The organism is Paenibacillus agricola, assembly GCF_011440305.1.
GTDB lineage: Bacteria > Bacillota > Bacilli > Paenibacillales > NBRC-103111 > Paenibacillus_S > Paenibacillus_S agricola.
On the sequence record NZ_JAAOIW010000003.1, the window covers coordinates 126,810 to 143,041 of the forward strand.

Annotated in this window: 14 protein-coding genes; 3 read left to right on the forward strand and 11 right to left on the reverse strand. The window is 44.1% G+C overall.

The window, feature by feature from the left end:
- The first annotated feature begins 280 nt into the window (after positions 1-280).
- The 3 genes from G9U52_RS08575 to G9U52_RS08585 are packed head-to-tail and all read left to right on the forward strand — an operon-like array spanning position 281 to position 2,819.
- Complete coding sequence (locus G9U52_RS08575) at positions 281-1,039, forward strand: phytanoyl-CoA dioxygenase family protein (protein WP_166148425.1); 759 nt, start codon at positions 281-283, stop codon at positions 1,037-1,039.
- Positions 1,040-1,077: 38 nt separating this feature from the next.
- Positions 1,078-1,923 (forward strand): helix-turn-helix transcriptional regulator, encoded by an 846-nt coding sequence (locus G9U52_RS08580; protein ID WP_166148428.1) that lies wholly within the window; start codon positions 1,078-1,080, stop codon positions 1,921-1,923.
- Positions 1,920-2,819, forward strand: a complete 900-nt coding sequence (locus tag G9U52_RS08585) for a sugar phosphate isomerase/epimerase family protein (RefSeq protein WP_243767231.1) — start codon at positions 1,920-1,922, stop codon at positions 2,817-2,819. Before G9U52_RS08580 ends, G9U52_RS08585 begins: the two co-directional genes overlap by 4 nt.
- A 61-nt stretch (positions 2,820-2,880) precedes the next feature.
- Here G9U52_RS08585 and G9U52_RS39175 read toward each other — a convergent pair whose 3' ends face one another.
- From G9U52_RS39175 to G9U52_RS08640, 11 genes are all read right to left on the reverse strand, one after another.
- Positions 2,881-3,141: an ABC transporter permease family protein gene (locus tag G9U52_RS39175; RefSeq protein WP_207952863.1), complete on the reverse strand. Its 261-nt coding sequence runs from the start codon at positions 3,139-3,141 to the stop codon at positions 2,881-2,883.
- Positions 3,142-3,254: 113 nt separating this feature from the next.
- Positions 3,255-4,082 carry a sugar phosphate isomerase/epimerase family protein gene (locus G9U52_RS08595; RefSeq protein ID WP_166148432.1) on the reverse strand — a complete coding sequence of 276 codons (828 nt, stop codon included), beginning with the start codon at positions 4,080-4,082 and terminating at the stop codon, positions 3,255-3,257.
- Positions 4,083-4,100: 18 nt separating this feature from the next.
- The gene (locus tag G9U52_RS08600; RefSeq protein WP_166148435.1) at positions 4,101-5,291 is read right to left on the reverse strand and encodes a Gfo/Idh/MocA family protein; all 1,191 of its coding nucleotides are present in this window, start codon (positions 5,289-5,291) and stop codon (positions 4,101-4,103) included.
- A 218-nt stretch (positions 5,292-5,509) separates the two neighbouring features.
- A complete protein-coding gene (locus G9U52_RS08605) occupies positions 5,510-6,568 on the reverse strand; it encodes a sugar phosphate isomerase/epimerase family protein (protein ID WP_166148437.1) in 1,059 nt (352 codons plus the stop codon).
- 37 nt (positions 6,569-6,605) lie between these two features.
- Positions 6,606-7,790, reverse strand: coding sequence for a Gfo/Idh/MocA family protein (locus G9U52_RS08610; RefSeq protein ID WP_166148439.1), 1,185 nt, complete (start codon positions 7,788-7,790; stop codon positions 6,606-6,608).
- Positions 7,791-7,908: 118 nt separating this feature from the next.
- Positions 7,909-8,994, reverse strand: a complete 1,086-nt coding sequence (locus G9U52_RS08615; RefSeq protein ID WP_166148441.1) for a Gfo/Idh/MocA family protein — start codon at positions 8,992-8,994, stop codon at positions 7,909-7,911.
- On the reverse strand, positions 8,991-9,818 hold the full coding sequence (locus tag G9U52_RS08620; RefSeq protein ID WP_166148444.1) for a sugar phosphate isomerase/epimerase family protein: 828 nt from the start codon (positions 9,816-9,818) through the stop codon (positions 8,991-8,993). Before G9U52_RS08620 ends, G9U52_RS08615 begins: the two co-directional genes overlap by 4 nt.
- Positions 9,819-9,937: 119 nt before the next feature.
- Positions 9,938-11,545, reverse strand: coding sequence for a type 2 periplasmic-binding domain-containing protein (locus G9U52_RS08625; RefSeq protein ID WP_166148446.1), 1,608 nt, complete (start codon positions 11,543-11,545; stop codon positions 9,938-9,940).
- A 77-nt stretch (positions 11,546-11,622) separates the two neighbouring features.
- Positions 11,623-12,507: a carbohydrate ABC transporter permease gene (locus G9U52_RS08630; protein ID WP_207952864.1), complete on the reverse strand. Its 885-nt coding sequence runs from the start codon at positions 12,505-12,507 to the stop codon at positions 11,623-11,625.
- A gap of 15 nt (positions 12,508-12,522) precedes the next feature.
- Positions 12,523-13,482 carry an ABC transporter permease gene (locus G9U52_RS08635; RefSeq protein WP_166149426.1) on the reverse strand — a complete coding sequence of 320 codons (960 nt, stop codon included), beginning with the start codon at positions 13,480-13,482 and terminating at the stop codon, positions 12,523-12,525.
- A 275-nt stretch (positions 13,483-13,757) separates the two neighbouring features.
- Positions 13,758-15,947, reverse strand: a complete 2,190-nt coding sequence (locus G9U52_RS08640; protein WP_166148451.1) for a helix-turn-helix domain-containing protein — start codon at positions 15,945-15,947, stop codon at positions 13,758-13,760.
- Positions 15,948-16,232: the final 285 nt, after the last annotated feature.

Sequence of the window (16,232 nt, forward strand, 5' to 3'; positions counted from 1 at the left end):
AATGGACATGGAACAATGCATCCACGCCGCCTTCGAACTCAATTGCTTGCCGATTTAATAATCGAACAGCTCGAATAAAAACCTCTTTTTGCATACATTTTCTTCCTCCGTGTGAGAGATTGCTCAAGCTTTTGCACAATAGATTATGGAAGAATGTTTGTGTTATTGCAAATTTTTGATGATATCAATTATAGACACAAACGATTATTCTCAAGCATTTTGTTTTATCTCCCCATGCTTTACACTTGGAGTATCCTAACAACTAAGGAGGGCGTTACTCATGCCTGCTCAAGCTCAAGTCGAAAGAACCAATCCTCTTACCGAAGCTCAAATTGCAAAGTACAAGGAAGATGGATTTATCATTATCAAAGGTGGCTGCTCCGACGATTTGATACACACTTTCAATGCTCACATTCATGCTATCCGATCATCTGATGAGATGCCGGATTGGGCCAAGCCCAAAAAAGGCAAAGAAACGATCAACGAAGTAGAGCGCTTCTCCGTTCGTTTATTTAATCCCCATCTTCATGATGGATTCTCGCTTCAGATGATGAAGCTCCCCATCGTCCGCGGGTCGCTCGCTCAGCTGTTGGGAGACGAAGCCACTGGCGTTCAAAGTATGTATTTCTACAAGGAACCGGACTCTCCTGGGCAAGCGGCACACCAGGATTATTATTATATTCGTAACGAGCCAAACACTTTAACCGCAACTTGGATTGCCATGGAGCTGGTCAATGAAGAAAATGGCTGCTTATGGGTCATACCCGGGTCACATAAGCTTGGAATCCTACCTCATGGAGCCGTGAAAAATCTTAAGGAACACGAGGCTTGGACCGATGAGGTCGAGGGCGTTGATTTAAGCAAAGAAATTCCCGTCATCCTAGATCAGGGCGATATCCTTATCTTTGACAGCTTACTCATTCATTCCTCTACACGCAATCGCTCAAACCGTTGGAGGCGTTCTTATGTATGCCATTATATTCGACAGGATTCAAAAATTGAAAGAGAGGATTTAAAACGCAAAGTATCTCTTGTATAATAGTGGATATATTCACTTTGCAAGGGTAGGGGATAAGGATGATCGAACAATTAGGGACGGAAGCCATTCCGTCCTTTAGTGTTACTGAAGCTGTTAGCGGCAGTGTTATTTACGGCCCCGGTGGGACATACGGTCCACGTCTTCAAGCAGATTTGCAGCTTGTACTCCTGCATTCCGGTGCCATGACCGTTGAAATCGACAAAGAAAAGCATGCAGTGCCTACCGGAAATGTGGTGCTTCTTAAACCCGGACATATCGAAAGCTTTGTTTTCGCGGATAAACGAGAAACCTGGCATCGATGGATCGCAGTTTCAGTTGAACCGCTTGATAAGATGGCGATAGACTTCTTCGATTCTCTCCCTCTCTTTATTCCCTTAACAGATAAGATCAATCAGATGACGGACATTATACAATCTCTGCAAAGGGATGAGGTGCAAAAAAACGAAGAGTTGGCAAGAACCTTAGGACGAGCATCTATTTTATTATATTTGACAGCATGCAACCAAGGACATATCAATGATAGGAAGCATCCCGCTGTACTGCTCGCCAAGGAGGAAATTCACAAGCGATATGCTGAGGAGTTAACACTAAGCGTCTTATCGAAGGTTACTAAAAATACACCTGAGCATCTTATTCGACTATTCCGACGTGATGAAGATATGACGCCTATACAATATTTATGGAACTATCGTGTAAAACAGGGCATTGATTTACTGCGCAGCACCGGCTTGCAGATTGGGGAAGTCGCTGAACAGGTAGGATTCAAAACCTCCTATCACTTTGCCCGGACGATCAAACGCCATTCTGGAAAAACCCCTAGTGAAATCCGCAAAGAAAGCTATACTAATATTAGGACACATTTAATAAGGAGTGAACTCAATTGATAGAAAGCACTTATCATCCAATTAATGATCGTTCCGGCGCATCACCAAAAATCTCTATTCAACAATCCTGGTGGGGCATGAACGGGCTTGGTAACGGACAGCGTGAATGGACTATGGAGGAGAAATTCGAAAAAATCGCCGAGGCCGGATTTACTGGTATTCTTGGCGCGCTTCCACAGCCGCATGAAGCAGCACAATGGCGCAAGCTCCTGGATCAATACAACCTCAGCTTTGGTATTACCAGCTTTCCGTATAAACGCGAGGATCTGATCCCTATCCTGAAGCATGCGAAGGACTTTGGCGTACAGTATATAAATTCGCAAGTGATGGATTCTTTTGTTATCGATGAAGAAGCGGTTACTCTATTGAAGGAGCTTACAGAAGAAGCGGCAGCCCAAGGGGTTCCCTATTTCGTTGAAACGCATCGAGGCCGTGTAACACAGGATTTACTCCGAACCGTAGAATACGTGAAAGCCATTCCAGATCTACGTTTGACTATAGACCTATCCCACTATGTAGTTGCCGGAGAAATGGTTGGCAGTTTGGAAAAAGTGGAACCGTTATTTGATTCACTGCTTCGGCGCACTTCGTCTATCCATGCAAGAGTATCGAATGGCGAGCAGGTTCAAGTAGATATTGGACCGAATGGCGAGCATCCCATGGTTCCGAGCTTTATGCGCTGGTGGATACAAGGAATCACCTACTGGCTGCAGCAGGCTAAGACCAGTGATATACTCCCATTCGTAATCGAGCTGGGACCTCCTTCCTATTCGATTACTACGAATAACTTTCATTCTAATAAACAAGAAATATCAGATCGCTGGCAGCAAGCCCTTGTTCTAAAAAGTATAGCCGAAAAGGCTTGGCATCAGGCACAGGCGCAATCGTTTAATTAAGGCAGGAAATCCCGTGTTGGTTGGATTAACAACCTTCACGGATTTTTTGGGTTATTTTGTATTAGCCCTTAATTGCCCCGGCAGCGAGCCCGCTGACAAAGTATTTGCGCCCGACGACATTTAACAAAATAAGTACGGGAATGGCCATCAGACAAGCCCCTGTAATCGGTGTGGCATAGTCCTCTTTATATGGATTGTTCATTGTCGTGATCCCTACAGCCAAAGTCATCTTACTCTCCGATATTAAAAAGATAAGCGGGCTTAAATAATCATTCCATGACCCCATGAATTGTAAAAGACCTACGATTCCAATCCCACTCATCGAAAGAGGAACAGCAATCGAAGATGATGTCGCAGCAATATCTTAGACTAAACAAACAGGCTCTCTCCCGAATGATTCGAGTTGAGAGCCTGTTTGTTTGATTCCTCGCTATACTATTCCCATTCCTGATCTACCTTTTCAAGTAATACTTTTAATGCTCGTATTGCAGTGATAACGCGTTCTGGATTACTGGCTTCAGGCAGGTAAGGTTTCAAATGAGGCTCTACCGAAAGAAATCCATCGAACTTACTTTTTTTCAATTCAATGAGCAATTCCTCTATACAACCCTCACCAACTCCAGCGGGTACGAATTGACGTGGCTCCTGGATAGCGTCCTTGATATGAACATAATCCAAGTAAGGTGAAATCTTGGGGTAGGCTTCATTCATAGGTTGAACACCGTTCATTACATAATTTCCCGAGTCAAACGCAGCGCGCATATGTTTAGAATCGCAATGCGTGAGAATCTCCAGACAGCGATCATCGGTTGAACCGTATAAATTGCTGTCATTTTCCAGAATCAAAATTACATGATTGCGACTGGCAGCTTCCGTCAGAAGCTTCAGCCTATGCAGCACTTCATGACGGTGCTTCTCGACTGGCTCATTTTCCGGTAACCGATAAGAGAAAATACGAATATATGGGGTTCCAAAATAATGCGCTACAAGAATGGCCTTGTCAAGATCGTGAAGCTGGGGTTCAAACGGATCCGTAATTAAGTACTTACCGACCGGTGAAGCAATCGAAGAAATACGAAAGCCTCTTTTTTGTATAAGGGTTTGAATACGGTCCAGCTCATCATCATTAAGATCGAGTACATTTTTGTCCCAAACTCCACGTAATTCCAAATACTTTAAGCCTTCCTGCTCCAGAATATCCAACTGTTCATCCAGCTCTGAGGAAATTTCATCGGCAAAACAAGTAAGTTTCACTTTACTCACCGTGCATTCTCCTCTCTATTAATGGCTACCAAAGGATTTAGACATATCTTCTTTATCCGCTGAGGCTACAGGCGCTTTCTTAACGAATCGGGAGCCAGCAATTAACTCCTTCAGTTTTGCTTCAAATGCATTTGCATCAATAGGCACTGCAACCGTCTGCTTTTGAAACGAAGAAAGCATGATTCCATTGGCTAAAGTTAGGGCACCTATGCCCTCAATACCATTCGCGATTAGCTCGCCGGTCCCATTAAGCAACCGATCAACAAACTTGGTTGTCACCACCTTATGTCCAGAAGGCTCATTGATATCAACAGTAATTTCCACTCTTTCAACTTCCATTTTGCTAAATTTCTGATCCGTTTCATTGGAATATTTCAGCATAGATATCGGGTTTTTGTAAAAAACCAGCTCGCCTTCCTCCAGCACAAGCTTACCGTGCTCACCAATAATTTCCATTCTGTTAGTTCCCGGTGATTCGCCGGTTGTTACAATTAAATGCCCGATCATACCGTTAGTATGCTCGAAATATGCAGTGACTTCGTCTTCCACTTCGATATCATGATATTTACCAATATGCGCATGTCCGGTTATGCTGGCAGGCACTCCAAACAACCATTGATACATGTCAAGAGTATGCGGACATTGGTTAGTTAGAATGCCCCCGCCCTCACCAGCCCAGGTAGCACGCCAATCTCCACTATTGTAATAGGCTTGAGAACGGAACCATGCGGTGTTTATCCAAGTAACTCGCGTGAGCTTACCTAACTGGCCACTTTCTACAATGCTCTTCACTTTACGGTAGAAAGGAAGGGTTCTCTCTTGAAACATGAGTGCGAATTGTAAGTCCGGGTGCAGCTTTCTGGCATTTTCATACGCATCGACCATACGCTTGGCATCATTCAAATGAACGGCGATCGGCTTTTCGCACATGACATGAATCCCACGTTCAAAGGCAGCCAATGCAATGGTAGGATGATCATAATGCGGAACTGCAATAATGATAGCATCTAACCCCGATTGCTCCAGCAAATCTTTGTAATTGTAATAGGCTTGCGTATTTAGCTCTTTAGCATATGTATCCGCTTTCTCTTGTACAAGATCACAAACACCTGCTACGTGAACATTGTCCATCTCCTTCAAAATTTTTGCGTGTGTGGATCCAATGTTGCCTAACCCGACCAAACCAATACTTATTTTACGTTCACTCATATCCTTTATCTCCTTCAGTTAGTGCTATGATATACGGCTCTATCTTAGTGTAGGACATTACAAATGCAACTTCCTTGTATTATTTGATGAATAAGTGGGAATTATTGACTTAATCAAGACAAACATGCAGCAATCTCATTATGAGGTTCCACAAGTCACCTTTCGTCTTAAGCAAAATCTTTATGGCTTCGAACAACACGGAAACCCCTATGAGAGGTCTAAACCGCAGAAGTAGGATCGATAGAGGAAGGCATCTTTACTTTCGTACTTTCAGATGCCGCTCTAATTAAGGCAAGAAAATCGGTAATTTGGTCGTAGGGCGGATCGGACAGGTGTTTAGGATGGTTCTTATCAGCGTCCCCCCACAGTGTTTCTATCGGAATATAACCTCTATAATTACTGTAGCGGAGTCGGGTAAAGAATTGTTCGAGATCTGTCAGAGTCTCGGTATTTGGACCGGCAGGTTTAGTCTTGAGTTGAAAACCCAGTGAATACGGAAAAACGGCCTCAATATCATCATACCAATCATAGCCTTCACCGGTCTTTGCTTGAAACCTCCTGTAACTACCCATATCATTAACTACTCCAAGATTGGGGTGGTCTACCCACTGTAGAATGCGAATCACCTGATCGGCCGTTGAAGTCATGTCACCATGGTTTTGCATGCCGATCTTGACCCCTTTGGCCGCACCATATTCAGCACATTCCCTTAAGGCAGGTACGATCCGCTGTTTAGCTATCGTTTCCCAATCGGAGCTCAGAAGATCATTGGGAATTTCAGCACTAAACACACGCATTAGAGGTGCTCCCATCGCGACTGCCACATCGATCCAATATTTTACATGCTTTACGTCTAGTGCGCGTCTTTCATCACTCGGGTCGGCAAAATCATTCTTGACCCCTGTACAACTGATGGCTATTCCCAATTCATCACTGAGTCTCTTCATGTTCCTAGCATATTCCAATATTTCTTCGTCCGGCTTGGTTGGCATTGCGAATTTTTGGTAGCCTGGGATATAATAAGCAGTTATGTCTAAAGAGTCAAAACCCGCTTCTTTGGCAAATCGGATGAGCTGCATCGTATCGACTGGAGGTGCTCCTTCGGTACTTCCCTGCAACCATGAATTCAAATTATGATTGAAGCTGTAAAGGTTAAGACCTATCTTGTAATCACCTGTATAATAAGGCCCTTTGCGATTGTCAATCAAATAATGGCTAGTTGGAATTTGTTCGTAAACCTTTGCAAATGATTCTTCTGTAGATGGAACCGTACTCATGGCTATTCTCCCTTTCATGAATCCTAGGCTATCCCCATTATTGAGGAATTTCCACTCTTGCGCCAGTTTCCGCTGATACATATGCCGAATAAATGACCTCAATCACATCCCTCGCCAGCCGTCCGTCCGATATCGGCTCCCGACTCTCGACTATACATTCCACAAAATCCTGCATCTCTTGCGGATATCCCCTGATCCAATCTTCGTCAGGAGACGTGTAGTTCCAGCCGGCCTTCGTCTCCAGCTTTTCCGCTATGTATTCTTGCGCGAAGATATCGGGATGAGGTGCATAAACCATACAGCCATCATTAGGTGTCATATTGCATGTAATGACTGAATTGGTGGTATAAATATCCAGCTTATTCCTGATCCCGCCCAGTACGGCAAAGGACGCCAATATGACGGCTTTGGTTCCGTCTGTAAAGGTCATGATGAGGCTAGCCCATGTTTCAACATTGACCCAATCGGTAACCATCCAACTTTGGTGCTCCGCCTGGAATGCAGGGGTTTTGGTAATCGGAGCCGTATCCGCCGTAACCGACTGAACCCTGATCGGTTTTCCATTTTTCAACATGCCCTCAAAATGCTTGAGGTGGATCGCTGCTGCAATAGGGTGTGAACCAAGAATAAGCAGAGAACCTCCCCCGGCCGTTTCTACTCGTTTGGAAGCCTTCGCATGCGAACCACTATGGCTTTCCTCGGCACGAATGTCGAGAATAGTCCCACCGGCAGCTTGCAGCAGCCTCTTCGCTTTAAGAACAGCGGGTGCATAAATCCAGTTCTCGGCATACATGAATTTGACCTTATTCTGTTCAACTGCTTTAAGAATTTCGTCCGTAGATTTCAGTGCACCCGCTAAAGCAATACTGGAATAAACACCTTCCTGCTCCGACGAAGCGTCAGGTGAACCAAAAAAACCGGTAATCGGTTTTTCACATATGATATGTTTGCCGGCTTGCGCCGCTTCAATAGCGATTTGGGCGTGCATTACGTTAGGTACACATAAATCAACCACATCAATATCTTCGTCCTCCAGCAATTCCTGATAATTGGAATAAACAACTGGAATATGATGCTTCTTGGCAAAAGCATCCGCTCTTTCTTTATTAGTACCCGCTATCGCTTTAATGGTGACATCAATACCGTAAACCTTGTGAAAAGCTTCTGCATGCAATGAAGCGGAAAATCCACTTCCGATTATGCCTATGATAACCTTTTTCATTTAATGCCCCCTGTTGTCCATTTATTCATCTACGCTGCTGCCTTGGCGTAACGAAATATCAACATGCTGTTGTTAGTAGGGGCAGACAAATTTTTAATTTGCCTGCCCCCTTTTAGTGTTAAGATGTTAATTCGCTTAATTTGCTAAGCGGATTTTGTCGGTGGCATTCATCCATTACGGCGATCTGCTGTCGGACATGCTGTGGAGTGATTTCAAGCGGTTTGCCATTCACCATCGTATCGTACAACATGGAGTAAAAGCTTTCGGCCATTAGGGAGAATAGCTCTTTCGCCTGAGCCTCCGGCAAATCCCAGCTGTCCTCATACCACTTGAGAGATTCGCGGCAGTAGGCCGGATCGCCCTTTTCATTCACAATCGGCGTGGTTACGAGCTGAGGGAGCGGCTGTTCCTCCGGCTTGAAATATTTCCAATCCAGATGGGATGTACTGCCTTTGATTCCGCCTTTTGTACCCTGCACGTTGTAGGTAAAGCTTGGGTAGGCACAGCAAGAGGAAATCTCCACCTCGACGACAGGCCGTCCTGGCCCGTGCAGCAGCAGCTTGACGTAATCATCGGCATCCCCCGCCGTATTGGCGCGATCCAAGATGCAGGTAACATTCGGTATCGCATCGGCACCGAAAAATTGAAGTGCTTGATCCACCGGATGAGGGCCCGTATTCAGCAAGTTGCCTCCGTTGTTGGACTGCAGGGTCTGCCAATCCCATCTTCTCGCGAAATTATTATAGGCGATGCTGACCTGAACAACTCTGCCGATAGCTCCAGATTCGATAATCTCTCGCGCTTTCATAAAGGCAGGGGCAAACCGTGACTGCTGATAAATAGCCAGCAGTTTGCCAGAGCGTTGCGCCGAATCAATAAGTATGTCTACTTCCTCCGGAGTTCTGGCCAAGGGCTTCTCACAAAGAACATTAAAACCATTGTCCAAAAACTCCTTGGTAATCGGATAATGCAGATTGCTTGGGAAAGCGTTTATAACTAAATCAATATCGCTTCTTTTCAACAATTCACGGTAATCTCCGTACACATCACAGCCGGCCTCGCGTTTGGCACGTTCTTGTCTTTCCGGCAATTGGTCAACAATCGCCACAATTTCGTAATGCGCCTTCGCTTGGTTCAACGAAATGGTATGAATATTGCGCCCGCTGCGCCCCTGTCCTAAGATGGCAACCCGAATTTTACTCATATTTGTACCTCCATTGCGATTTTCTTCATGGATTGGACATAATGTGGAAACGCTATGTTCGCATCCTCGATTTCAGGATGCCATTTCTTTTCCCATTCCAATGTGTAATAACCCTCGTAACCGTTGCTTTTGAGCAGCTCATAAACGTGCATGATCGGGATATCACCTTCTCCAACTAGGCAATATGTGAAATCGCTATGTGGATTGCTTCCAGTGATGCGGGAGTCCTTCACATGCGTATATTCAATCCAAGGGGCGAGCGCTTTCAAAGTATCCTCCGGTTGTTCGCCAGTCACCCGGTAAGGGTGGTGAACATCCCACAGCACTCCAACGTTTTCCGAATCTACTTGCTCCATTACCTTACGTACATTGTCGCAAGAAATCCAGTCGTCGTGAGTTTCAATTAATATTTTAATACCGTGGTTTTTGGCTACTGCGGCCATTTCCCTCAGGTGGGTAACGACCGTTTGGATCGCCTGCTCTCTGTCGGTGTCGCCAATTTTACCGCCGAATACACGAATATATCGCGTTCCGAAAAACTCGCAAAGCTTAGCGTATTCTTTCACTTCATTCATGTTCTTCTCGAAATTCTCCGTAGAGAACACATGGACCGAGCTGGAAAAGCAGGAAACACTCAGTCCCGCAGCGGTAATTTTATTGCGAGTTTCCTCGATGCTACTCGAGAACTCAGGCAGCTTCCATATATTCATTTCTCCAGTCAAACCACGAAAGTCGATAGCGTCAAAACCATACTCCACAGATCTCTCAACGATCAAGTCAAGTGGCCAATCGGGACAACCTAACGTAGTAAACGAAAGCTTCATTTGGTTTATCTCCTTTGTAATTGAAATATGTACCCACTACTGCCAGTTAATCCTCCATAACCGCTCCCCCGTCGCTTGGCGAAGCAGCGGTTGCCTCTGCTACATTCCCTAACCCCTACCTATTTCACACTTTTTTGATAGCGGTCATAGGCAGCTTGATAAATTTTTATCACATCATCCATGCCCATTTCTTTTAAACGCGCTAAATACTTAACGTAGTTCGGTTCCACCTGCTCCGCGCCCAAAACCCACTTTTGCTGCATTTCTCTGACGAAAGTGTCGATGGCCGGCCATTTTTCTCCAAGCAGCTTCTCTTCTTGAGGCATAAAGGAAACCGAGGGGAACTGCGGTGCAAAGTACTTATTATCGATATACATCTTGATTCCTTCGTTAGCTATCGGATTCGTCCATTGCTCTTCATAAAATAGATCCTGTTGGTGGCCGAATTCAAGCTGAGCTCCGAATGCCCTTAGCTGCACATTCACCGGATCTTTACCATTAAGAATCTCGGGTTTAAAAATCGGTTTGCCGTCTTTTACATCGTATTGGGCACCTTCTATAGCAAAATTTTCCAATCTTCTGCCTTCAGGCGTGAACCAGAAATCAAAGTATTTGATCGTTTCTATCTTATTTTTGTTGGAAGAAGCGATCGACCAGCCTTTTGGATACAATAGCGTTCTACTGTTTTCCTCCCAAGGCTTGCCGTTTACAGCATTCGGTGGAGCAATCGGCGCAAACAAGATTCCAGGCACCTTATCCTTTAATGTAACATTATACGTAGCGGTGCTTGGGAACCAATCGTGTGTGGTTCCACCTAAGTTATCCCCTAATAATACTTCCCTCGATTTCGGACCTCTCGTATAAATTTCTTTGTCAATCAAATCTTCTTTGTACCATTTAGAAATATTAAGGATTGCGTCCTTATATTCCGGCAAATATTTGCCGTACTGCACCTTGCCATCGACCACATGCCAATCGGGGCGTACACCGAACACAGCCAACAAATCACTTATGCCTTCTTTATTATCACGGGAGAAATAAGGAACCTCATCTTTCTTGCCGTTACCGTTAGCATCCTTCTCACGGAACGCCTTCAACGTTTCATAAAATTCGTCTTTCGTTTTGGGGGCGGGGATACCTAACTTAGTTAACCAGTCCTTACGCATGTACCAGCCTTCCGAAGCTTCACCCTCAACCATATAAGGGATATAATACAGCTTACCGTCACTTGCGATTGAACCTGCCTTTGCCCAGCTGTTATCCTGTAAAAACTTCTTGATATTAGGTGCATGCTTGTCGATCAAATCGTCCAATGGCTCCAGTGCACCATCCAGTGCCGCTTTGTTCAAATCCAGCTTTTGTCCGGCAATGATATCAGGCAATTTCCCGGACGCCAGCATCATATTAAAAACTTCTTTGCTGTTTGTGGCGCTTGGCGGCGCGACTCCGTGCAGCTTGATGTTAGTCAATTCTGCGGCTTTTTTAAATACCGGCCAATCATCCTTAAATACCCAGATATCTCCGTCGTGGTAATGAATCGTCAGCTCAAGCGGCTTTTCCGAAGCAAAGGACTTAGATGCAGCGTTACCTGTCCCTGTCTTGCCGGCTTCCGCCGGCTTCGATTCAGCCTGGCTTTCTGTTCCTGTATCGCTTGAACACGCAGCAATTTGAGCGCATACAAGAAGCATTGCGACCAGAGCAGCTTTCCGACTTTTTCCTTGTCTCATTGTGAAACCTCCCATTTTAATTTACTTATACTTACAGCAATGAAGGCTTTATACACCCTCGTTGCCGGAAGAAAGAACTAGTCCTTAATGGCACCCAGCATCATACCTTTAACGAAAAATTTCTGAATAAACGGATATATCGCGATAATGGGTACGATGGAAATGACAATCGTGGCATAAATAACCGTTTCCTTGGAAAGACCTGACGAGATATCGGCTGCGCTCATCATGTCCGCAGTCAGATTCATCTCCACAATCAGCTTTCGGAGCAGCACCTGAAGTGGTATTTTACTTTCATCCCGAAGGATGACCATGGTCCAGAAATATCCGTTCCATCGGCTAACCGCGCAGAACAGGCCAATGCTGGCGAACGCAGGCAATGACAGCGGCAAGTAAATACGTAGCAGGATTTGCCAATCGTTTGCTCCATCCATTTTTGCGGATTCCTCGATTTCGTCGGGAACACTCTGAAAAAAGGTCCTCATCAAAAACACATAAAATGTAATGACGGCAAAACCGAAAATGATCGTAAACCTACTATCTAGAAGCCCCAAATCACGTAGGTTTAAGTAGAATGGAATCATTCCCGCCGTACCGCTCATGTTGATGAACATGGTCAGTGCAATAAAAAAACTGAGGAATGATGCGCCTACTAATCTTCTCTTGGAAAGTGGATACGCCCCCAAGGTAATAAAGAGCAAATTGACAAGCGTCCCGAATACTGTGTAAAAAATTGTGTTGCCATAAGCTCTCCAAAGTCCTGCCATACCAAATACCTTCTCATATGCTGAGAACGTGATTTCCTTGGGAAGTAATATCACTCTCCCCGAAATTACCGCATCAGACGAGCTTATCGATGCAGAGAGCACATACACAAACGGAAATAGGGTCAGCACGGCAATTACACTGAGCAAGACGTAATTAAACTTACCAAACCATAGTTCACCTGCTGTCTGTTTCAACGCATCCACCTGCCTTTACCAAAGTCCAGTTTGGGTCAATTTTTTACTAATACGGTTGGCAATGAACACGAGCACCAAGGATACTGTGGCATTGAACAAGCCCACTGCTGTCGCCAAATCATACCTTCCTTCAAGCAGGCCCGCACGATATACGTAAGTGCTAATAATATCGGAGGTTTCGTAGGTTGCCGGTTGGTACATAAGAATAATATTTTCGAAGCTTACATCCATCATTTGCCCCACCTTCAAAATGAGCATGATGGCAATCGTCGGCAATATTGCCGGCAGTGTGACGTATAAGGTTTGCTGCCAGCGGTTTGCACCGTCTAATACCGCTGCTTCGTACAGCGATGGGTTAACTCCGGCAACTGCGGCTATATAAATAATCGAATTGAAGCCTGCTTCCTTCCAGATGTCGAATGCGCCGATATAGATGGGGCGAAAATATTCCGGGATCGTCAAAAAATAAATCTTTGCGAACCCCAGCTTATCAAGAATAATATTGGCTACCCCACTGTTCGGTGCCAAAATATTGGTAACGATACCAGCTACAACTACAGACGAAATGAAATGAGGTAAATAAGTAAACGTTTGCACAGATTTGCGGAAAAGCGCATTTTTCACTTCGTTAAACATCAGTGCAAAAATAATCGGAATAGGAAAAGCAAAAATTAAGCTGTATAAACTGATCACAACCGTGTTTTTCAGGTTCCGGAAAAAATAAGGGCTTGCGAAGAACTCCCTAAAATTTTCTGTACCGATCCACGGGCTTCCCGATATCCCCTTGAACAGACTGTAGTCTTTAAAAGCAATTTGCAGTCCATACATCGGTTTATACAGAAAAATAAGATACCAGAGTATAAATGGAAGAAGCATGAGGTACAAGTGCTTGTCACCAAGAATGCGCTTTCTATTTTCCTTCCACGAAGTTCCTCCTTTTACACGTTGTATCTTTCTTAGTACGGTGTTTGTCATTACTGTTTCTTTGGGCATTACTCCATGTTCACCCCCAAGCTCTGTTTTTATAAGCGTTTGAAGTATCCATTTCAAGCTTGTGACCGATTATACAATCGGCCAGTCGACTTGTAAATCATCGCTTTATTAAGAATCGTCATTTCTTCTCCTCCTCTCCCAAACCCTTGGTGTGATACGGTTTTTCTGAAAATAATCGTCTTTTCTTTGGCTATCGCCTTTTCTTTAACTGCAATAAAAGCCCCTTCGATTAAGGGGCTTTCACAGGAAATATTAGTTTAGACTTTGCCATATTGACCAGGGGATACTCCCTCATACCGCTTAAACATCCGGATAAATGTATTCGCGTTATTGCATCCGACCATCAATGCGACATCTTGAATTTTGATGTTGGGTTTGCCATTCATAATTTCCTTTGCCTTTTTTACACGGTAATTGTTTAGGTAATCCCTGAAATTTTCTCCTGTATAATTTTTAAACAGTGTGCTGACGTAGCTCGGCGAGAAATTAAATTGCTGCGCAATGTCGTTTAGGGATAAATCCTTGTTGTAATATTGGTGAATAAATTTGAGCATCTGGGATGCTGTGGACTCATCTATTTCTCCATTTTCGTTTATGATACGTTCAATCATGCCTGTGAATAATCCGAAAATAGCGTGCTTCAGTTGCTGCAAATCGGAGCAACGCATCAACTTTGGATATAATTTTTCATCTGCCGCGGAAAGTCCAGATTTAAGCATGCGAGCCTGCTGGTTGATCCGGTTTACCGTGGAAACGATTGCAATAATAAATTGAGAACGTTTTTCGATGCTAAGACGGCGAATGTCCAGATTTTCCTCAAGCAGCTTATTCAGAACAGACAAAGTCTTGTCTGTGTTCCCGGCAACGACACCAGCAATGAGGTCCCGTTCCAATTCCAACGGATAGTAATATCCGGTATTGCGAAGATCCTTCAGCTCGTCAGCGGTAATGACTGCCCTGCGGTCCAGCACGTAACGGTATTCCATAATATTCAGCGCTTCGTTGAAAGATTTTTCCGCATCCTCAATTCGGTTCACAGGCCCCCCGACTGCAGCGACCAGATCAATCCCGAAATTTTGACCGATGTCCCCAAGGATGTTGGTCAATAGCAGTTTTGTCTTCCGAATATCATTTTCACAAAAAAGCAAAACAAACCTTCTATAATCCAAATCGAGCGTTTCACACGTCATTTCACTGGGAAGCAGTTGTTCCATCAGCTGTGATACCTGAGACATGATTTCAAAAAGAGGCGTCTTGGAATATTTTTCCTCCCAATCAACTTCGTTGACGACTTGGACGATTGCCACTGTCAGGGGTCCCGAAATACCGGTCAGCCCGTAAGTATCCAATTCATGGCGAATATGGCTCTTGGGAACTAATCCGAACAACAAATCACGGATCCATTTCTTCTTGAGCGGCAGCTTATTGCAGTGGATCGTCTGCCTCAAGCTTTCATTTATTTGGAGAATGCCGTCCGCTGTGGACTGGATAAAGGCTATCTCGTCTTTACCTACTGGCTGGGCATATCCCTTAAACTGATTGACTGTTTTTTGAATCGGTCGATAAGTACGGTTTGCGACGAACAAAGCCATCAGCAATCCGACCAAAGCAAGCACCAAATAAATAATTGCGGATTCCTTAATTAGTGATTCCAACTGAGGTTTCAACGTGTTTTTTCTGACAATATAACTGAACTTCAGATCGTTAAATACTTGCGAAGCCGTTTCCTGTATCGTGTAACCGCTTTCAATTAACTCCCCCGGATGCTTCAGCCAAGCATCCACCGTCTTTACGTCAAGCATGCCGTTCAAAGCGACAAGCTGTCCGTTCTTGATCAGCGCAAAGGCTTCGGCTCGATCGGACATCGCCGGAAGCAAATAGCCTTCGTAAAATGAAATATAAAACAATAAATCCAAGCTTGGCTCCTTTTTTACCAAGGTAACCTTCCGGTCTCCAGAAACCGTAGTCGTATGTAGTATAAGCGATTTTGAAAATGTTCCTTTGGAAAAAGAGTCCATAAGCTCGGGAGCCAAACCAATTTCTTTATAAAAGCTTGCTTTGTTTATTGTATTTTTGGGAGTGATGATCAAGTCATCCTCAAGCTTGCCGATCCCTATCGTGAAGCCAAAATTGGAGAAAGCATCGAAGTTTTTGCTTAGTTCATTATAAATACTGGTGACTAAATAATAGTTACGTTCCCCATTGTAAGCGTATTCTAAAACTTGCACATTGACCTTTAGTTGGTTAATGAGATTGGAGACGATGTTTAATTGGGTATCGATCTTGTTTTTAGCTTCCCTTAAAAAGGTATCCTGTCTATGCTTCAAATCCAACTGCATGATTTCATTATTTTTGTAAAAAAACGTACAGGAGACGATTAAAGTATAAACAAACACAATAGAGACGTAGGCGATAAACAATCGGAAGAAAAACTTTTTTTGCCGCATTCTAAAGCCTCCTCTATAGTTAGCACTATCGATGGAAACGCATTCATATTTGCAACCTTATTATACCTCATAATACATACACTGTAACTTCACAATTTCACCTTTTAATTTTAATTTTAACATTTTACCATTCCAAAATAAGAAAAACCGTCCGAAGCGATCGGACGGTCCTTTGTTGTGCAAACCCATACCTTTGTACGTTGGGCGAGGACATGGATATGCGGTTCCACTCGCTGTTGAAGTTCGTATTCCTTGAATTTTGGCTTACAGTGGTTGGAACACGAA